Genomic DNA, 19,875 nt, shown 5'->3' on the forward strand with positions numbered 1-19,875 from the left:
AGACTAAACACATTCAACACAATTCCGAGCGGCATACCGGGAATAAATGCTTACGGCAGCTTGAGAATCATCAAGTGCCGCATTGCTGTCTTTAATTGTTGTCTTTACACCGATCGCAGCCAGTCACAAGTCAATGGTTATTTCTTCTACACCCATCGTCCGCAAACCCTCTAAAGTTGAAGGCATCAAAGAGCGCAGTAATTTCTTGCGTGAACCCGTTGCTTCAGAATTGAAACTCGACACAAAAGCATTCAGCGAAGACGGGATTCAACTGATCAAGTTTCACGGTTCCTATCAGCAAGATAATCGGGATAACCGCGTCAAAGGTCAGGAAAAAGACTACTCGATGATGCTGAGAACCCGATCGCCGGGAGGATTTGTACCGCCAGAGCTTTATTTGGCGATCGATCGCTTATCAGATGAATACGGGAATCACACGATTCGGGTGACGACTCGTCAGGCGTTTCAGCTTCATGGCGTGTTGAAAAAGAATTTGAAGGCGACGATTAGCGCGATCGTGAACAGCATGGGATCAACGTTGAGTGCTTGCGGCGACGTGAATCGAAATGTCATGGCTCCGCCTGCTCCGTTTAGAAATCGCCCGGAATATGAATACGCTTGGAAGTACGCAAATAATATTGCAGATTTATTAACGCCCCAATCCGGAGCTTATTACGAAGTTTGGCTCGACGGTGAGAAAGCGATTACGGGCGAAGAAGATCCCGAAGTGGTGGAAGCTCGGAAACGGAATATCAATGGCTCAAACATTGAAGACTCTCCGGAGCCAATTTACGGAACACATTACCTACCCCGTAAGTTCAAGATTGGTGTGACGGTTCCGGGAGATAACTCGATCGATTTATTCTCTCAAGATATTTCGTTAGTGGTCTTGACGAACGAACAAGGCGAACTTGAAGGATTTAACGTTTATGCAGGTGGCGGACTCGGACGCACCCACGGCAAGGAAGAAACCTTCCCGCGACTGGCAGATCCGATCGGTTACGTAGACAAAGCCGATGTGTATGACGTGGTGAAAGCGATCGTCGCCACCCAGCGCGATTATGGCGATCGCAGCGATCGCAGACATTCGCGGATGAAGTATCTGGTCGAAGAATGGGGCGTTGAGAAGTTCCGCGCCAAAGTTGAGGAATATTTTGGCAAAGCGATTCAGCCATTCCGATCGCTGCCTGAATTTGAATTCAAGAATTATCTGGGCTGGAATGAACAAGGTGATGGCAGGCTGTTCTACGGAATTTCGGTTCTGAATGGTCGGATCAAAGATGATAGCGGCTTCAGGCTGAAAACGGCGCTGCGGAAGATTGTCAGCAAATTTAATTTGCCGATGCTGCTCACACCGAGCCAAAATGTGTTGCTGTACGACATTCAGCCAGGAGATAGACAGCGAATCAATCGGATTCTGCGCGAACATGGCATTGAGCGACCGGAGAAAGTTGATCCGTTAGTTCGAGATTCGATGGCGTGTCCGGCGTTACCCACTTGTGGACTGGCAACGGCAGAATCTGAGCGTGTCAGTTTACCTGTATTGACTCGAATCCGGCTTTTGCTAGATCAAGTCGGCTTGCCGAATGAGTCGTTTATTGTGCGGATGACGGGTTGCCCGAATGGGTGTGCGCGTCCATATTTAGCAGAATTGGCATTTGTTGGAAATGGCCCAAATACGTATCAGGTTTGGATGGGAGCGGCTCCGAATCAAACGCGACTCGCGAAAGTGTTCATCGAAAAGATGAACATGGATGATTTGGAAGCGGTGTTTGAACCTGTGTTTATTCTGTTCAAGAAAGAGCGCAAACCCGGTGAAAGCTTTGGAGATTTCTGCGATCGTATCGGATTAGATGCCATTCACCAATTCACTGGAGTCTAAAATAAAGGGGCGTGAACAGCGCCCTTTTTTAATGAGCCTACTAATTTCTTCCATGAGCGTTATCATTTCTGATGAAATTCTTCAAGCTGCACAAATTTCTGAGTCAGAGTTGAAGCGTGAAATTGCAATTTTGCTCTTTCAACAGAAGAAGCTAGATCTGAGGAAAGCACGAGAATTGGCAGGACTTCCACTAATTGAGTTTCAGCGAGAATTGGCGCATCGAGGCATCGCGATTTACGAAGATGTAACCAGCTTTCAGACAGAAGTAGAGAATTTGAAAGCTTGGGGTGATTTGTGACGATCGTCTGCAACACTTCTCCGATTACGAATCTTGCAGCGATTACCCAACTTGAGCTTCTACACTCGATTTTTGGTGAGATCGTAATTCCTCAAGCCGTTTACGACGAACTAACAAACGTGGGCTATCCTGTACCCGGAACGGTAGAAGTTCAGACGGTGAGTTGGGTCAAAGTGATGAGGGTTCAAAATCGCGCTCAAGTTGCAAGTTTTCAGCAACGGGTTGATGCAGGTGAAGCCGAAGCAATTGTTCTAGCGTTGGAGCTTTCTGCTAAGCGATTATTAATTGATGAAGCAATTGGACGATCGATTGCGGAAGAAGCAGGGCTGAAAGTAACAGGAATTCTAGGCGTACTGCTCATTGCCAAGCAACAAGACTTAATTTCGCTGGTTCAACCTCTAATCGATTCATTAATCGAGCGAGCGGGATTCCGAGTTAGCTCTGGCTTGTATCAAGCAATTCTCTCTGCGGCTCAGGAGTAGATTCAATGTCGCAACTACAACGATTAGTCATTGATGAATCACAGATACAAAACGCGATCGTCTCTTTATCCCCAGAGCAACAGCACTATCTTCAGCGCGTTTTAAGATTGAAAAATGGCGATCGCTTCATTGCACTCGACGGCAAAGGACAAACCTGGATTGCCAAGCTTGAATCAGATCAAGCAACACTAATCGAATCGCTGCAAGCATCATCAGAACTAACAGTATCAATCACATTAATGTTAGCGCTACCAAAAACGGGATTTGATGATGTAGTGCGACAAGTGACAGAATTAGGAGTGAGTTGTATTGCGCCTGTGGTGAGCGATCGTACTCTACTGAATCCGAGTGGAAATAAGCTCGATCGCTGGCGACGAATTACCCAAGAAGCCGCAGAACAATCGGAGCGCCAGATTGTGCCAACAATTTTAGAACCAATGCCATTCAAATTAGCGCTAGAACAATTGCAAGCGGATTCACGCTATATCTGTGCAGAGCGGAGTTCATCGCAGCATTTGATTAACTGTAGATTTGAAAATTCCGTGATTGTTGCGATCGGCTGTGAAGGCGGTTGGACAACCCAGGAAATTGAAAGCGCGATCGCTCAGAACTATCAGCCTGTGACATTAGGCAAGCGAATTTTAAGGGCTGTTACCGCTCCGATCGCAGCCGCCGCATTAATCGCAGGCATGGTAGAAAGCCCCGCAGAAAGTGAAACCTAAAAAGGCAGATTTTCCCGTTGAACTATGTCACTGGATCAGATTGCAGCAGCGTTCGATCGCAAAGATTACAAAAGCGCGGCTCGATTGCTGAAAGCGTTTCTCCAAACTTCTCCCGATCATCCCTGGGGACACCTGTACAAAGCGCGATTGTACGAAGTGTCGAACAATTTCGAGGGTGCGATCGCCCTGTATCAGCAGCTTTTGAAAACGGTGACTCACCCGAAGATCATGTCTCAAGCAAGACAAGGACTCCAGCGGATCGCCAGCCAGATTGAGACTCAACGACAACAGGCGATCGAACAAGCCAAATCTGCACCCGAAAACACTGAGCCCGGTTTATTGGTTCTCGAAGCGATCGCGCCAGAAACCCGCACTCAAGCCGCTAAAGACTTTGCGCGGATTTTGAACCTTGATGTCTATACGGCTCGCCTACAGTTGCCCAATCGCGGCTGGAAAATGTATCGATTAGGCGCGATCGGAGAGCTAGATTTTTATACTCAACAACTTAGAGCCGCAAACATTCCTGCGTTCTGTGCACCTGAAGCGAGTTTGAAACAGATCACAGTGTTTGAAGTCACGTATTTTCTCGATTATGCACCGCAAGCGATCGTCGTCTGTCAGAATGACCAAGGGCAACTCGGATCATTAACGTTCGATTGGTCAGAAGTGAGTCAGCGCGTCGAGGGACAGTTACCAATTTTTGAGCGAGTAATTGATAGCTCAATGCGTGAAGGAGTGCAGCGACAGCGCAAAGAGAAAACCCAAGATTATGTACAGATTTGTGATCTGCATTTACCAACAAGACGCTGTATTCTGCGGCTGTGTGACTGGCGCTATCGATTTGAGCAGGGCATTGAGTTCGGGGCGATGGGTGATGCAACGATCGAGCTTGATCAGGCGATTAATCGATTGCACTGGAATAGCTTGCTTAATTTTCTCACCGAGCAAACCTTTGAAAAATCGATTTGGTCGGATTTCACGTCGTTTGGAGAAACTGCGATCGAGTTTCCGTTATTGCTAGATCGTTTACCTACACAAATCCATTCTTATGGACAGGATGAAAGCTTATGGGGTGCAGCCTTTCAACTGTATAGCAATCTTGCTTTTATCCGCGATTCGCAATGATTTCGAGGCGTTGTTCGGGAGTGAATCGTGTTTGCTTTAACCATTCACTTGGCTGAACTACACTTGCATCAACATCAGCTCCCCATTCTTTCTGCAACGCTTGAAGTAATACATCTTGCTGATGTCGCAACTCTAGAATGTCTGTTCCACGGTTGATAATTGCAAAACAAACTAAACCACGATCGCGCGTTGGCAATACACCCGCTAAAGCACTCACTTGATTGAGCGTTCCAGTTTTAACCACCGATCGTGCTGGCATCGATCGATCTTCCAATGTCCCCCCACGATCAATGCTAGATGCAGGAAAGAAATCCGCGATCGATAGATTCAACGGGTGCATGATGCGATCGATTGCTGCAAACATTGCACAAGCCGCATGAGGTGAAACCTGATTCTCCATTCCGAGTCCAGATCCATTGATTAATCGAACTTCATCAGGTGAAATGTTCGCGGCAGTTGAGGCTTTCTGAATCACAGCGTTCACACCCCCTAGATTGTTTGCTAGCAGTTGCGACATCTCATTCTGACTGTGAACATTGAGGTATTTGATTAGATGAACCAACGGAAGCGATCGATGCTTCATCAATAAAATCTGTTTTGGAGGGGCTGATCCAGTCTGCACTTTCCCTTTTATTTCGATCGCTGGGCGGATCATTTCTTTCGGCATTTCTCCGAACTCATCGCGAATGTCCTCATCCCAAGTTTTAGAATTAAATGCTTTTCTCAACAGTTCACCGGACTTAACAGCATCGTCGCGAAAGCTCATCATAAAGCTTCCGGTAACGATCAAATTGCCTGAAATGCGAGTGATACCCAACTGACGCAGAGCATTTCCAACCGCGATCGCATCTTCCCACAAGAACAATGGATCGCCGCCACCCTGAACGATGAGATCGCCTTGAAGTGTACCGTTTTCGATCGCACCTGTTGAGCTAATCAATGTTTCAAACTGGTGATCTGCTGACCAAGTTTGCAAGGCTGCTAAGGATGTTGCAACTTTGGTAATCGATGCCGCAGGAACCGGAGTTGTCCCCTGATTGCTCAACAGTAAATGAGATCCCGACTGTAGCCAAATTCCTTGTTCAGTTGGTTTTAACCCTTTACTGCTGAGAAGTTTCAGATAGTCATTAACGACTTTCTCTGCGGTTCGATCGCTAGCTTGCCAAAATGGAGATTGGATCGTTGTTTGAGCGAATATTTCACTTGGGTCAAACGAAGCAGGCAACCCTGCAAGCTTTAACCACCCTGAAACCAATCCAGCACTGATTAGATCTAGCAAACCGCATCCTCCCGTAAGGTAGGCTAAAAGAATACTGCGAAACCTGGAACGAAACTTTGAGCAATGGCAAAGCCTGATCCGAATCGAATTTTACGCCTTTTACCGATCGTTGTTGGCGCTCTCGGTGGAAGTTTGTTGTTCACCAATCGCATTCTTACCCCTGCGCTCACCGATTCTCAAGCGCGATCAGATGTGATGGGCGTAATTTTGAGCGCAATTTTGATTCTGACTGGCTTAATTTGGCAGCAAATCCAACCGCGCACTCCTGACAGCGTAGAACTCATCGGAGAGGAAGGCTTTGAACTCGATGCAGAATTACCGGATGCAGTGAAAACTGAGCTAGCCTGGGCTTCTCATATTTTGCTGACGAATACGGTGACGCGATCGCTCATCGTATTTTATCGAGGTAAAGTTCTCCTCCGTCGCGGCATTCTCAGCTCAAACAAAGAAGTAAAACCCGGTGCAATTTTACAGCGAGTTTTAGATAAGCAAAAACCGATTTATCTGGTGGCATTGAATGTTTATCCAGGAAAGATTGAATTCAGCTATCTGCCCGAAAATACTCAAGGTGTGATTTGTCAGCCGATCGGTAAAGAAGGCGTTTTGATTTTGGGGGCAAATGCGCCACGGAGCTACACGCGGCAAGATGAGAAATGGGTGAGTGCGATCGCTGAGAAACTCGACAATACACTTAGCCAACCAATACACAGTTAAATTCATAATCTATACTGCTGAGCTACAGAATTTGATCGCTGCAAAATAAAACCACAAGTTGTAGCATAGTGAGATTACTTGGATCTCCTGACTATGACATCTGCCAAGGCTCACCCACTGCAACGACTGTTTAACTACGATCGCATCTACCGTTCCGAAGCGATTCGAGCAAGCGTTTATTCGATTCTCAACAAAGTATTTGATCTCGCGCCGCCTTATTTGATTGGGATTGCAGTGGATATTGTGGTGAGCCGCGATCGCTCTTGGATTGCTGCACTTGGAATTACCAATCTCATTGGTCAGCTTACGTTTATTTCATTCCTAACTCTGTTGATTTGGGGATTGGAATCGCTGTTTGAATATTGGTACGATCGCAAATGGCGAAATCTTGCTCAAACCATGCAGCATGATTTGCGATTGGATGCTTACCAGCATTTACAAGAATTAGAGCTTGGCTTTTTTGAAACCGAAACTACAGGTAATCTTCTTGCGATTCTCAATGATGATATCAATCAGCTTGAAAGATTTCTTGATAGTGGTGTAAATCAGCTTTTGCAGTTTTTCACGACTGTATTGTTAGTTGGTGGAACTTTTATTGCATTTGCGCCTTCAGTATCGTGGCTTGCGATGTTGCCGATTCCATTCATTTTATGGGGATCGATCGTATTTCAGAAACGATTAGCACCCCGATATGCAGATGTGAGACAGAAATCGGGATTGATTAGCGCGAGATTGGCGAATAACTTATCGGGAATTGCGACGATTAAGAGCTTTACGGCTGAAGATTACGAACTCGATCGCGTTGGCTCTGAAAGTAACGCTTACCGGAGTAGCAATCGAAAAGCGATCGAGCTTTCTGCCGCATTCGTTCCTTTGATTCGATTTGTGATTCTGATCGGATTTACGGCAACCCTGTTTTTGGGTGGACTTAAAGCCGCAAATGGTGAGCTTTCGGTTGGGACTTACGGCTTTATGGTGTTTATCATTCAGCGATTATTGTGGCCCTTCACAACTTTGGGACAAACGTTGGATCAGTACCAGCGTGCAATGGCATCAATCAATCGTGTGATGAATTTGTTAGATACACCGATCGCGATTCCCCCAGGCAACCGATCGTTTCCCACGCACCAAGTTAAAGGTGATGTACAACTTCAGAACATTACCTTTGCATATGCCGATCGCACGGCTGCCCTGAAAGATCTTTCGCTGCATATTCCAGCAGGACAAACGATCGGAATCGTCGGCGCAACAGGTTCGGGCAAAAGTACGCTAGTGAAATTGCTGCTGCGATTCTATGAAATCCAACAAGGTCAAATTCTAATCGATGGTGTTGACATTCGAGAATTGCAGTTACGGGACTTGCGACGCTGCATCGGTTGGGTGAGTCAAGAAGTTTTTCTGTTTCACGGAACTGTTGCAGAAAACATTGCTTACGGCAGTTTTGATGCCAATCGTGCAGAGATTGTTCAAGCCGCCAAACTTGCAGAAGCACACGAATTCATTGAGCAATTACCGCAGGGCTATGACACGATCGTCGGTGAACGCGGTCAAAAGCTTTCCGGTGGACAACGACAACGACTGGCGATCGCCCGCGCCATTCTCAAAGATCCGCCCATTCTGATTCTCGATGAAGCCACGTCTGCGGTTGATAACGAAACCGAAGCTGCCATTCAGCGATCGCTCGAAACCATTACCCAACATCGCACCACAATCGCGATCGCGCACCGTCTTTCCACCATTCGACAAGCACACTGCATTTATGTGATGGAACACGGGCGCATCGTCGAGCAAGGCACTCACGAAGCACTGCTTGGACTGAATGGACTGTATGCCAGCCTATGGCGGGTTCAATCGGGAATTCGCGGCAATTGAGCATTGCAATGTGCCTGCAACAGATGAGGTCGCAGGAGATTGAGCATGAGGCGATCGAGCACTGTGACTCTATCAAGTCTCCTTTGGCAAAGCCTGCCGCAAAAGTTCATAAGCTTTGTACTGTCGTCGAAAACGGTCAAGTCGTGGTTCGATCGAGTTGTCTAGATCTGAGTCGGAGTGATCGGCTCTGTGTCGTGAAAAGTTTTGTAATCAATAAAGCGGTGTCCTTCTGGTGTTCGATGTACCAAATCGATGAAGCGATGATTCCACAGAATTTCCTGTGGCACATAGATGTGCCGATCGTTGAGCACTTGTGACACCGTTTCATCGAGACCACTTAGCATCACTTGAATCATGCAGTGTGTTTCAACGAGCGACTCCGGAGTCATGCCGTAGAGCGGGCTGTTTTCGTCGATCGGGTGCATGACGAGCCAAGTGAGCGCGAAGGTTGGAGTCTGGCTGCGAACCAGCGCGAGATCGTGAATGCGGCGAATGTAGTTTCCTTCTAGGGTCACTTCGTCTCGCAGCAAATAAACGCGCATTTGTGCTTCTAAGATCTGGTTACGGCGTTGATTGGCGGCACGAAAGCTGAGCATTGGGATGCCGTCGTGAGGTGCGATCGTGGCGACCTGACTAAAGGCAACGCGGGCAGTCGGACGAGAAAACCTGGCAAACGACAGTCCTGTAAGAATCGCGATCGCGAATAGTCCCGCGATCGCTTCGAGCGTCATCACCGAAAGCGCGTAAAACGTTTTCGGGTACACTGCCCCGTACCCGATCGACGCAAAGGTTTGCACACTAAAAAAGAAATAATCCCAAAACGATCCTGGTGTAGCATTGGCAATACAATCTCCACCAAGTAAGTACAGCAACGCAAATACGACGTTAATGCCAATGTAAGTGGCAGAGATGATGCTGATAAATCCCTGCCAAGGAACTGTGAGAACCAAGTGGTAAGGATCACGCCAGTAAGAATACCAGGCGTTCATGCCCACAATCTGAAAGCGTCCGTCTTCGATGTGGATGTTGATGCGCTGGGAGCGTCGATGTCTAAGTTTCAAGGGTCTAACCTCGTGGATCGAATCACAAGTTACTCTAAGGAACCAAATTAACGAATGATAAGCTGATCGAGATTCAGCCAGTTTCGACTTCCCTTCGATTGATTAAAAATGATAGAAACTGTATTGTTTCCGGTTTTTAGTGCAACATTTGGAATCGTTGCCGTGCTCCAGGCTGTCCAATTTCCGGTTCCGGGAAACACATGAGCATTCACAAGTGCCCGACCGTTGACAAAAATGAATCGAATCGCATTTCCTGCGGCTGCCGCATAGCGCAGAACTAAATCAAATCGTCCGGCGTTTGGCAAGGTGAAATTAAAGTCCACCCACTGCCCGTCCCGGTTCCAGCCTGCAATGTAGCCTGCACCTTCATAACCTGAGTGAACGGCTTCGATCGTTAAGTTATGCAGAACCGAAGTTTCAGCTTGCAGGATGAGTGGCGTTCGACTGGCGACGATCGAGGCATTAAGCGCGTCTACCGCAGCACTTTGACGGGCAGCATCGGCTTGATCAAACTGCTGCGCCCAACATAACCCAAACTGATTCTTAGAATTGCGGCATTCTTCCCAGATCGAATCGGCGTTGCGGAGAATGAAATCACGGTACGAGATTTTATTTACGCTGCGATAGAGATCCGATAGGTTACGGATAAAAATTCCCTTGAATTGCGGCCCATCCAATCCACAGTTGGGTTCACACGGTTCGCGCAACACGCCGTTGGGGGCGAGTGCTTTTGTTGCGGCATCTGCGATCGATTGTGCAACCGTTAATAGGGATCGATCGTTGGTGCATTTCGAGAGATCAATCAGCGCTCCCAAAATCACGCCCTGATTGTATGTCCAGGTGGGCTGACCATTGTTTTTACACTGAGCATTCAGCCCGTCATTGATCAAATTGTTTTGATTGATCATTCCGGTTCTGCGGAACCAGTTCCAGGTGCGATTTGCCCAGTCGAGATAGCGCTGATCCCGCGTTCTGAGGAATAATCGCGCTGCAATCGCCAGAAATAATTCATTCGCGATCGCGTTTTTATACTTATGTTCTTTGTTCCACCAGATTCCACCTCCGCAAGTGCTGTCCCAGCCTTTCGTCATGTCGTTAAAAATAATCCTCGACATGTCCAAATACCGGGTTTCACCGGTGAGATCAAAGGCTTTAATCCAGGTCAACGCCCACCATCCCTCATCGTCGTAAAATTCGTTTAAGAAATTGTTACGTTTATTTTTCTCAAACGTATTGAAAATATTTGTTCGGTACGTGAGCGAATCGGTGAAGGTCAAGTAATCGATCGTGGTTTCTAAAACATTGGCACTATTCCACCAGCCTGTCGTATTCCACAATCCCGTTGCCGTATTATAAAACGTTTGCAGCGTTGCCATTCCTGCATCGGCTCGTTCCCGGTAAGTTGCAGCACACATTTGTCTCTTCCAATCACATTACTGTGAGTTATAGCGCAATCATTCAAATTTGCTCTTCACTCATCCAGAAAGCTGTTACGATTAACCTCCGTATTCTAGAAATGCTGACCAGAAGCGATTTAAAGCAGGCTGCTGGATGGTTAAGTTTAGAGTTGCCATTGCTGGGGCAATGGTTCGTTTACAATGGCTCGTCTACAATGCCACTTACGTTGAAGCCGAAATCGAAGCGTCTCCGCACATCCGCGTTAATTCTTAGCGCGATCGTCTTGAGTGCGATCGCGGCGGGTGGATACTGGTATGTTTTTGTCTTGGGCGCACCGCAACTCGACACGCCACCCGTTGAAGAAGTTGCGGGAATTAATTTCCAGGTTAAAAGCTTCTACAGCGAAGCTCTGGGACAACAGCGGCGATACGGCATACTTCTGCCGCCTGGATACGAAAAACATCGTGAACAACGCTATCCGGTCATCTTTTTGCTGCACGGCGGACATGGGGATGAGCGGGACTATTACGAAAAAGCGGCAATTACAACGACAGTAAAGAATCTATACCGCGATCAAAAGCTTCCTGCCTCGCTGATCATCATGCCAGATGGCAACGACAATCGCGGCACCAGTCCCTTTTGGGATACGGATTACTACGATGGTGAGAATGGAAAAATTGGAACTTACATTGGTGCGGACTTAGTGCAAGAAGTCAAGCAGCAGTTTCGCACGATCGAAGACTCACACTATTGGGCAATGGGCGGATTGTCTTCGGGCGGTTGGGGTGCATTTAATATCGGACTGCGGCATTTAGCGCGATTTACGATCTTCTTCAGTCACACAGGATATTTCATGGATAACAGCGGCGCTCAGAACAGTCCGCAAGTGTTTGCTGAGCAAATTCCGATCACCGATCGCAAGCGTATCCGAGCTTATTTAGATGCGGGTGAGGCAGATGAAAAATACTTAGATGCCACCCGTGATTTTCACACGGTCTTAGATCGCTTAGGAATTTATAACGAATTCTATGTATTTCCTGGTGGTCACGGCATTGTCGGGCAAAATGTCGGCTGGAATTATTGGAGAACGCATCTAGCCGATTCTCTGAGTTTTGTCGGTCGCCAGTTCCGTGACGTTCAAGAGCAGAAAAAACATCGGCATTTTTGAGTGTATGCAGCAGTTCCCTCCCAAACTCGGCTGGAATCGGAAACGTCTAGAAACCCTCGATCGTAGAACTCGCATCGGGGTATGGTCAGCCGCACTGCTTACGGGAATTATGGGGGTCGTCAATCTGTGGTCTGCGGTCGTGCCGAGTTATCCAGAGCGAACCGCTTGGTTAAAGCACTTTTTCCCATTCTCGGTGCGGGTTGGCGGACATTTGTTTGCAGCGCTGGCAGGATTCATTTTACTGACATTGGCAGCGAATTTATTACGCCGTAAGCGCGTTGCCTGGTATGTTACTGTTGCATTGCTATTTATATCAATCTTCAGTCATCTGATTAAAGGATTTGACGTTGAAGAAAGTGTTCTTGCAGGGGTTCTATTAATTCAATTATTTGTGCTGAGAAAAGCCTACACAGCACAATCCGATCGACCGTCGATCGCTCAAGGCATTCGCGTCTTAATTGCAGCGATCGTGTTCACAATGGCATATGGCACGATTGGATTCTATATTCTCGATGGCTACTTCGGTATTAACGGAGCGCCTATTAATTTCAGTTTTTCAGAATCTCTGTGGCAAACGCTTGCCATGTTCTTTACTGCTGATAATGCTGGGCTAGAACCGAGACGACGTTATGCAGAATTCTTTGCGAATTCGATTTATGCAGTTGGAACAACTACGTTGACGTATGCATTGTTTATGCTGTTGCGTCCAGTATTATTACGAGGTGATCCTGCGACGCTGCAAGACCGTAAAAGAGCGCAGCAAATTATTGATGAATTTGGTAAAACTTCGCTGGCGCGGTTGTCGTTGCTGCCAGATAAATCTTATTTTTTCAGTCCGTCGGGTAGAAGTGTGATTGCTTATGTTGCTAAAGGGCGAGCCGCGATCGCACTGGGTGATCCGATCGGGCATCTAGAGGACTTGAAAGAAGCGATCGTCTCTTTTCAGCAATTTTGTAATCAAAACGATTGGTTTCCCACGTTCTACGAAGTTTTGCCGGATACTTTGTTGCTGTATCAAACTCTTGGCTATCGCTGGGCGCAAATCGGCGAAGAAGCAATCATTGATTTACATACATTCAATCTCAAAGGCAAAGCAAATCAAGACTTTAGAACTGCAATCAATAAACTTACGAAAGCAGGCTATCGACTGCAAGTGTACGAACCGCCGATCGATGATGGATTGATCACGCGATTAAAACCCGTGAGTGATGAGTGGCTGCAATCGAAGCAAGGATCAGAAAAGCAGTTTTCGATTGGCTGGTTCGATCGTGAGTACCTGAGCGGTTGTCATATCGCGGTGGTTTACGATGCACACGCAAAAATCATTGCCTTCTCGAATCTGCTTTCTGGCTACAACCGCAAAGAAGTCACCGTAGACCTGATGCGGCATCGCAATGATGCGGAAAAAGGCACAATGGACTTTTTATTTGCCTCGCTGCTGCAACACTTTCAGCAGGCGGGATACGATAGCTTTAACTTCAGCTTATCGCCGCTAGCCGGTGTAGGTGAGACTTCTGATTCTTTGCGAGTTGAGAAGGGCTTGCACTACTTTTTTGAGCATCTCAACCAGTTTTACAACTTCAAAGGACTGCATCAATTCAAAGAGAAGTTTCGACCACGCTGGGAGCCTCGTTATTTGGTGTATCCGAGTCTAACGGTACTGCCTGATATTGCGGTGGGATTGGTTCGAGCCGATTCGGGCGATCGACTGCTCGACTACTTGAAATCCGATAGCTGAGCGTTATTCATCACCACGCCTGATAGAATTGCGAAATGTAAAGCAGAGTAATGATGAACGATCGTATGCGAATGTTGCGAGTCTTTTTCGCGCTGATTTTGGCGCTCATGGTGCTAATTGGCTTGCCAGAAGCGGTTCATGCTGCGAGTTCCGGTGCGATTCGAGCGATCGATGATGTTAAAGCTGTTACCAAAGATTATTCTGGACAGAATCTGATTCGAGCCGAGTTTAGCAATGCTCGACTCTCAGGTAGCAACTTTAGCGATGCAGATTTGCGCGGCGCTGTGTTTAGCGGTTCAGACTTGAGCAAATCGAATTGGCAAGGAGCCGATTTTGATAATGGCATCGCTTATCTCACCGACTTATCGGGCGCAAATCTACGGGATGCGGTTCTGACTTCTGCAATGATGATTGGATCGGTGTTCAAGGGCGCAGAGGTCACCGGAGCAGATTTTAGCGAAGCCGTGTTGGATCGATCGCAGGTCGTTGAACTGTGTAAAACCGCAAGCGGCGTGAATCCGAAAACGGGAATCAGCACCCGCGACTCGCTGGAATGCCCCTAGCCGCCACAACTCGAGAATCGGTGATCTATCCTGGGAGCAGATCTGTCATCGCTCATCCTCATGCTGAAATCTATTCTTGCGGCAAGCATTCTGTTCAGCGCTGTGCCGACTGTGAGTCTTGCGGCTCCGTCTCAGTCGATTAACGCTCAAACTCCACCACAGCCCACTACCGAGCAGATTTACCAAGCCTGTACTCAAGATCGCGCAGAAACGTTGCCAAATCCGTTCGTTGATGTTTCTCCGAATCATTGGGCTTACAAGGCGGTGTTATCGATGCACTATTGCGGTGCATTTCGTCGTGCGGCTCCGAGAAGCTTATTTGAGCGCACTCAGCCTACACCGACGACACCTCAATCGACAACACCGCAATCTTAGATTGCAATAGAGATTGCAATAGATTCTAGAGGAGTGAGATCAAAATTCTTGCTCCTCTAGAGGATTTAAAGCGTCGATCGCACCTGACCCCAATACTCTAGAATCAAAGCTATTCTTGATTGAATTGCTCCCCGACTTGCTTGAGGGACAGCTATCTACATCGCTTATGCAAACGCCTCGTGAATCGCACCGCAAGTTTCCGCAGCCGCTTGATCGGGTTGCGATCGGGTTAATGGTCGTTCTGATTGTGCTAATCGGAGGTTTGCTGCTCAGCGGCGATCGTAGCGCTCCTAGAATCAGAGAGTTTAACTGGGACGGAAAACAGGTCGGAGCCGACGATCGCGCCTTTTTGCTGGCGTTTAGTCGTCCGATGGATCACCCTAGCGTCGAGCAAAATCTCAAAATTCAGCCGGATTTGAGAGGAAGAATTAGCTGGGCTGGGCGACGGATGGCGTACACGCTCGATCAACCTGCGCCGTATGGCACAGAATTTACGGTTTCACTCACGAATGCTCGCGATCGCTTTAGTAAAGAGGGTGCAAATAATGGGATTTTGCGAGACTTTCAGGCAAAATTCAAGAGCCGCGATCGCGTCCTTGCGTTTATCGGAGCCGAAGGAAACGAAGCAGGACGGCTGATTCTCTACAACTTAACGCAGCAAGATAAAAAAATTCTCACACCGGAAAACTTAGCGGTCATGGATTTCAAAGCCTATCCGCAAAACGACAGAATTTTATTTAGCGCCGTTGAGCGCACCAACCCCCCGCAATCCTTAGCAGAACAAAAGCTTTTAACGGTCACAACTGGAATTCAAATTAACGATCCGGCTGATCTGAGTGCTCCCTCGGCTCCGACCGCCTCTGCTTCTCCAACCCAACCTGGGCAAATTACCCAAATTCTCGACAATCGCGACTACCAGAACCTCAAGTTTGATTTGTCTCAAGACGGTCGAACGATCGTCGTTCAGCGCCTCAGTCGTCGCGATCCCAACGATGCGGGCGCTTGGCTGCTGCGAGACGGTCAACCTGCAAAACCGATTAGCAATCAACAAACAGGCGGTGATTTTCTGATCACACCGGATGGCGTTTCGATCGCGGTGGCTCAAGGGCAAGGACTCGCAATTTTGCCGCTACAACCCAACGCTGAGCAAGACCAAACCCAACCGCTCGACTTCTTACCAAAATTTGGCACCGTGTTAAATTTCTCCCCGGATGGAACGGCGGCAGTGATGGTGAAATTTAACACCGATTACACGCGATCAATGTTCCTCGTTTCGCAAGGGGTACAAAAGGAAATTCTCAAAATTTCAGGCTCGATTGTCAGAGCCAACTTTGATCCGAATAATCAGGTGCTGTATTGCTTGTTAACCAATTTGATTCCGGGCAATACGTTTCAAGAACAGCCTTATCTTGCAGCGATCGACCTCAAAGCAGCGCGGGAAGGAAAGCCAATGGAGCAGACTCTACGCCCGTTAGTGTTGTTACCCAACCAGCGAGAAATTCAGGTTGATTTAGCTCCCGACGGAAAGGCATTGATTTTTGATCAAACGCAAGCAGATGATCGCGCCAAATCTGAAGTGAGTCAGGCTTTATCAGGAAGTAAACTGTGGCTGCTGCCGCTCAAAGGAGATCTCAGCGCCAAAACTCAGCCAGAAGAGTTGCCCTTCCGGGGTTTGCATCCACGATGGTTGCCCTAGTTTGCGTTACTTTAATAAAGAACATCTTTTGATAGCGCGATCGCCCTGACATGAACATTCTGAGCAATCTTCTTCCGACTCCCAAGCCTGCCAAAAACCGTCGCGGGATTGAAATTAAATCCGATCGAGAAATCGAAATCATGCGGCAAGCTTCGCGGATCGTCGCAACCGTTCTAAAAGAAATCTCAGAAATGGTCGAACCTGGCATGACAACCTGGGATCTTGATGTTCATGCAGAAAAACGAATCCGCGAAATGGGCGCAACTCCCAGCTTTAAGGGCTATCACGGGTTCCCGGCTTCGATTTGTTCGAGCATTAACCAAGAAGTGGTGCATGGGATTCCGAATAAGAAAAAGGTGATTCGGACGGGCGATGTTCTCAAGGTTGATACGGGGGCATTCTTTGAAGGATTCCACGGCGATTCTTGCATTACGATCGCAGTCGGTCAGGTTTCTCCAGACGCGGCAAAACTAATTCACGTAGCAGAGCAAGCCCTCTACAAAGGGATTGAGCAAGTCCGGGCGGGCGCATTCCTGCTCGATTTAGCAGGCGCAATCCAAGATTATGTCGAGTCGAACGGCTTCAAGATTGTGGAAGACTTCACCGGACATGGTGTGGGGCGGAATCTACATGAAGAACCTTCTGTGTTTAATTTCAGAACTTATCGGATGCCGAATGTGAAATTGAAAGCGGGGATGACGTTGGCGATCGAGCCGATCGTCAACGCCGGATCAAAAAATACGCGAATTTTGCCCGATCGCTGGACAGCCGTAACTGTGGATCGATCGCTCTCGGCGCAGTTTGAGCACACGGTTTTGGTGACAGAAACCGGATATGAAATTTTGAGCGATCGCAGCTTGGTTTAGCGCGATCGCTGGATGCGATACACTCATCCTGACAGAGTTTTAATAGAATCAGGAGTATCATCTATGGCGATTGACTCTTTGAATGCTTGACTCTGGCACTTTTACACCCCAATCACACCCTGCGTCGGACAGCCTACGTCCGCGATCGATTCGTCCAATCGGCACGTATGCGCTTTATGGGTTAGCGGTCTGGCGCGATCGATTCGTGGCGCTAGATACAATCCGGGGTTTTTTACTGCAAATTAATCCCCGAAACGACAACACGATCGTTCTCAACTCTTGCCACACTGACCAGTTTATCGATGCAAAAGGCTTTGCTATCTGGGAAGAAACAGTCTGGTTCACCAAAGACAACAGCGTTTACTTTTGCACGTTTGAGCAATTCGAGCCGCAACTGTTTACAACCTTGCCTTACGATATCGATGGTGTGGGCGTTTGGGAATCTACGATCTATGTGACTTCTCAGAAGTTAGGCTATGTCCTGATTTACGAGCGCAACACAAAGCGCAAAATCACGCAGTTTCCCTTGCCCGGAGTGGGTGTGACCAACTTAACGGTGCGGGGCGAAGAGTTGTGGCTGTGCGATCGTACAGAAGAAACGGTGTACTGCCTCGATCGTGCGACCGGAGAGCTTCAGTTTAGTCTGCTGACTCCGTTTGAAAATCCAACCGCGATCGCTTTTCTGAATGATTCCAATACAGATCAGTCAACGCTATATGTATCCTATGCAGGAGAAGAAGCTTATATTCGCGACAATCCAAATGCTGATCCGAATTTAGAGTTAACGTATCGCGATCGTACTTTTATTCATCCGCTTTATTTTCGTTATTATCCCGATGAGCGCTATACGCTATCGAATGGATATTTAATTGAAATGACGTATGTTGAGGAATTACTGCCGCTCGATGAAGTGGAAATCCAGAATTTAGAATGGCGAATTGCATTACCCGCAGAGACGCATCGACAAAAAATTCGCAGCGTTGAAGCGATCGGTCTTCCGTTTACCGAAGATGTTCAGGAAGGGCAGCGAGTTGCTGTGTTTAAATTCAATTCGCTCAAATCTCAGGAGCGGCATATCTTTGGCTGGAAAGCTCTATTAGAGGTACGAGGCATCAAGTATCAATTCAACTTTGAAGCTGTCGAGAACGCTCCCGACTTGAGCGCAGAGTTTCGCGATCGTTATCTTGTGGACGATGATGAGTTGGCAATGGATACGCTTGTGATTCAGCAAGCGGCAAGAGAAGCGATCGGGACAGAAACGAATATCCTTCGTAAGATGCTGAAGATTCGCAATTATGTTTACGATCGCTTGTCTTACGGCATTAAACCTCACATTGATTCCCCTGATGTTGTTCTTGAACGCGGAATTGGTTCCTGTGGTGAGTACGTTGGTGTGCTATTAGCATTGGCGCGATTGAATGGAATTGCCTGCCGAACTGTAGGACGATATAAATGTCCGTCGTTTGCCGATCGTCAGAATGTTCCGCTTGAACCCGACTACAATCACGTTTGGATTGAATTTTACATTCCCGGTTATGGTTGGTTGCCGATGGAATCAAATCCCGATGATATTGTTGAACGTGGGCCTTACCCGACTCGATTTTTTATGGGATTACCCTGGTATCATGCGGAAATTGGTAAAGGGATTTCGTTTGAATCGCTGAGGTCTCAAGGGATGCCGCTAGGAGATTTGATGGATATTTCGATCGGCGATCTTGCCCTGAATCACATCCGGTTTATGATCCTCGAAGAGTTGCCACCGTTGTAATTGAGGGGTGACGATCGGATCTCCATCGTTTGGGCTAAAGTAATTAGATTCAATCATTTGAGCGATTGAGGAATGGAGCTTCTATTACTTGCAGGTTCGATCGTCATCACAGTCCTGGTTTTTCTCTGGCTTGTCCGAGTCATCAGAGCTACGCTGAAGACTGCGTTATTGATTGCTGCGATCGTGTTTGCGCTGCAATTTTTTGGCATTGGGGGCGATCGGATTTTCTCCGAAATTCGCAAAGTTTTTGGCTATCTCTGGCGCTTTGTTCCGGGACAGCAATCTTTTAATGTTGATCAAGTCATGTATCAAGTTGCACACAACGCCCATACTGCTTTCGGACAGCTTTCAAGCTGGTAGTCGCGCTGAGTTCAGCAGCAAAATGGTTGTGCAATTGATTCTCAGGAGAAAAATCTTAGCGCTCTTAACTCTGGAGTGGTAAGTATAATCGCAGTGGTTCTTCACAGCCTGTAATAAAAGGCACTAGCTCATGCTGAAAAACGCCGCGATCGCGACTTTCCTCCTTTCAAGCACCTCTCTAGCAACAACCTTGCCTGCTCACGCTCTAACCCTAGCTCGATATACATTTGAAGGAGACGTTACTACTGGTACCAGCGACGATCCTACTGTTACGGTTAGTAGCTTTAACTCAAGTGGTCTTGGTACCGCTACATATGTAGAAGGAAATCCGGGACGAGCGCGCAACTTCAATGGCTGGGAAACAACTCCAACTGTCAATTTAACTAAGTACGCTAACCTGAGTTCGGGTTAAGCCGGGAGCAGCAGATTGTGGTCGAGCGCAATGGACGGTTTCTTCGGTTGATGGCAGTAGGCAATCAAGCCGCCGAGAATGTTGACAAAGCAATTG

At 47.5% G+C, this 19,875-nt stretch carries 18 protein-coding genes; 15 read left to right on the forward strand and 3 right to left on the reverse strand.

Annotated features, from left to right (window positions below; translation table 11 throughout):
- Positions 1 to 133: 133 nt before the first annotated feature.
- Genes sir through NC980_RS02385 form a run of 5 tightly spaced genes read left to right on the forward strand, consistent with a single transcriptional unit; the run spans position 134 to position 4,509 of the window.
- Positions 134 to 1,882, forward strand: a complete 1,749-nt coding sequence (gene sir / locus NC980_RS02365; RefSeq protein WP_190378862.1) for a sulfite reductase, ferredoxin dependent — start codon at positions 134 to 136, stop codon at positions 1,880 to 1,882.
- 52 nt (positions 1,883 to 1,934) lie between these two features.
- Positions 1,935 to 2,180 carry a UPF0175 family protein gene (locus NC980_RS02370; protein WP_190378863.1) on the forward strand — a complete coding sequence of 82 codons (246 nt, stop codon included), beginning with the start codon at positions 1,935 to 1,937 and terminating at the stop codon, positions 2,178 to 2,180.
- On the forward strand, positions 2,177 to 2,662 hold the full coding sequence (locus tag NC980_RS02375) for a DUF3368 domain-containing protein (RefSeq protein WP_190378864.1): 486 nt from the start codon (positions 2,177 to 2,179) through the stop codon (positions 2,660 to 2,662). Before NC980_RS02370 ends, NC980_RS02375 begins: the two co-directional genes overlap by 4 nt.
- A 5-nt stretch (positions 2,663 to 2,667) precedes the next feature.
- Positions 2,668 to 3,384: a 16S rRNA (uracil(1498)-N(3))-methyltransferase gene (locus NC980_RS02380; protein WP_190378865.1), complete on the forward strand. Its 717-nt coding sequence runs from the start codon at positions 2,668 to 2,670 to the stop codon at positions 3,382 to 3,384.
- 24 nt (positions 3,385 to 3,408) lie between these two features.
- On the forward strand, positions 3,409 to 4,509 hold the full coding sequence (locus NC980_RS02385; RefSeq protein ID WP_190378866.1) for a tetratricopeptide repeat protein: 1,101 nt from the start codon (positions 3,409 to 3,411) through the stop codon (positions 4,507 to 4,509).
- Here the strand turns inward: NC980_RS02385 and NC980_RS02390 are convergent.
- Complete coding sequence (locus tag NC980_RS02390) at positions 4,490 to 5,788, reverse strand: D-alanyl-D-alanine carboxypeptidase (protein WP_242027135.1); 1,299 nt, start codon at positions 5,786 to 5,788, stop codon at positions 4,490 to 4,492. The genes NC980_RS02385 and NC980_RS02390 overlap by 20 nt on opposite strands.
- Positions 5,789 to 5,851: 63 nt before the next feature.
- Here NC980_RS02390 and NC980_RS02395 point away from each other — a divergent pair, with 63 nt between their 5' ends.
- Entirely contained in the window at positions 5,852 to 6,502 is a 651-nt protein-coding gene (locus tag NC980_RS02395; RefSeq protein ID WP_190378867.1) for a cofactor assembly of complex C subunit B, read from the forward strand.
- A 93-nt stretch (positions 6,503 to 6,595) separates the two neighbouring features.
- On the forward strand, positions 6,596 to 8,374 hold the full coding sequence (locus NC980_RS02400; RefSeq protein ID WP_190378868.1) for an ABC transporter ATP-binding protein: 1,779 nt from the start codon (positions 6,596 to 6,598) through the stop codon (positions 8,372 to 8,374).
- A 161-nt stretch (positions 8,375 to 8,535) separates the two neighbouring features.
- Here the strand turns inward: NC980_RS02400 and NC980_RS02405 are convergent, their stop codons facing one another.
- Both NC980_RS02405 and NC980_RS02410 read right to left on the reverse strand, forming a co-directional pair.
- Positions 8,536 to 9,435: an ion channel gene (locus NC980_RS02405; RefSeq protein WP_199298684.1), complete on the reverse strand. Its 900-nt coding sequence runs from the start codon at positions 9,433 to 9,435 to the stop codon at positions 8,536 to 8,538.
- Positions 9,436 to 9,482: 47 nt separating this feature from the next.
- Complete coding sequence (locus NC980_RS02410; RefSeq protein ID WP_190378869.1) at positions 9,483 to 10,850, reverse strand: glycoside hydrolase family 76 protein; 1,368 nt, start codon at positions 10,848 to 10,850, stop codon at positions 9,483 to 9,485.
- Between the two features lie 197 nt (positions 10,851 to 11,047).
- Here NC980_RS02410 and NC980_RS02415 point away from each other — a divergent pair, with 197 nt between their 5' ends.
- From NC980_RS02415 to NC980_RS02450, 8 genes are all read left to right on the forward strand, one after another.
- Positions 11,048 to 12,001, forward strand: coding sequence for an alpha/beta hydrolase-fold protein (locus NC980_RS02415; RefSeq protein WP_190378915.1), 954 nt, complete (start codon positions 11,048 to 11,050; stop codon positions 11,999 to 12,001).
- 4 nt (positions 12,002 to 12,005) lie between these two features.
- Complete coding sequence (locus NC980_RS02420; protein ID WP_190378870.1) at positions 12,006 to 13,739, forward strand: phosphatidylglycerol lysyltransferase domain-containing protein; 1,734 nt, start codon at positions 12,006 to 12,008, stop codon at positions 13,737 to 13,739.
- A 50-nt stretch (positions 13,740 to 13,789) separates the two neighbouring features.
- Positions 13,790 to 14,302 (forward strand): pentapeptide repeat-containing protein, encoded by a 513-nt coding sequence (locus NC980_RS02425; RefSeq protein WP_242027137.1) that lies wholly within the window; start codon positions 13,790 to 13,792, stop codon positions 14,300 to 14,302.
- A 60-nt stretch (positions 14,303 to 14,362) separates the two neighbouring features.
- Entirely contained in the window at positions 14,363 to 14,677 is a 315-nt protein-coding gene (locus tag NC980_RS02430; RefSeq protein WP_190378871.1) for a hypothetical protein, read from the forward strand.
- Positions 14,678 to 14,843: 166 nt separating this feature from the next.
- Positions 14,844 to 16,373 carry a hypothetical protein gene (locus NC980_RS02435; protein ID WP_190378872.1) on the forward strand — a complete coding sequence of 510 codons (1,530 nt, stop codon included), beginning with the start codon at positions 14,844 to 14,846 and terminating at the stop codon, positions 16,371 to 16,373.
- A 50-nt stretch (positions 16,374 to 16,423) separates the two neighbouring features.
- A complete protein-coding gene (gene map / locus NC980_RS02440) occupies positions 16,424 to 17,239 on the forward strand; it encodes a type I methionyl aminopeptidase (protein ID WP_190378873.1) in 816 nt (271 codons plus the stop codon).
- Between the two features lie 82 nt (positions 17,240 to 17,321).
- Positions 17,322 to 19,007, forward strand: a complete 1,686-nt coding sequence (locus NC980_RS02445) for a transglutaminase family protein (protein WP_190378874.1) — start codon at positions 17,322 to 17,324, stop codon at positions 19,005 to 19,007.
- 72 nt (positions 19,008 to 19,079) lie between these two features.
- Complete coding sequence (locus tag NC980_RS02450) at positions 19,080 to 19,367, forward strand: hypothetical protein (protein WP_190378875.1); 288 nt, start codon at positions 19,080 to 19,082, stop codon at positions 19,365 to 19,367.
- Positions 19,368 to 19,875: the final 508 nt, after the last annotated feature.

The organism is Leptolyngbya sp. AS-A5, assembly GCF_039962495.1.
Lineage (GTDB): Bacteria > Cyanobacteriota > Cyanobacteriia > Leptolyngbyales > Leptolyngbyaceae > Leptolyngbya.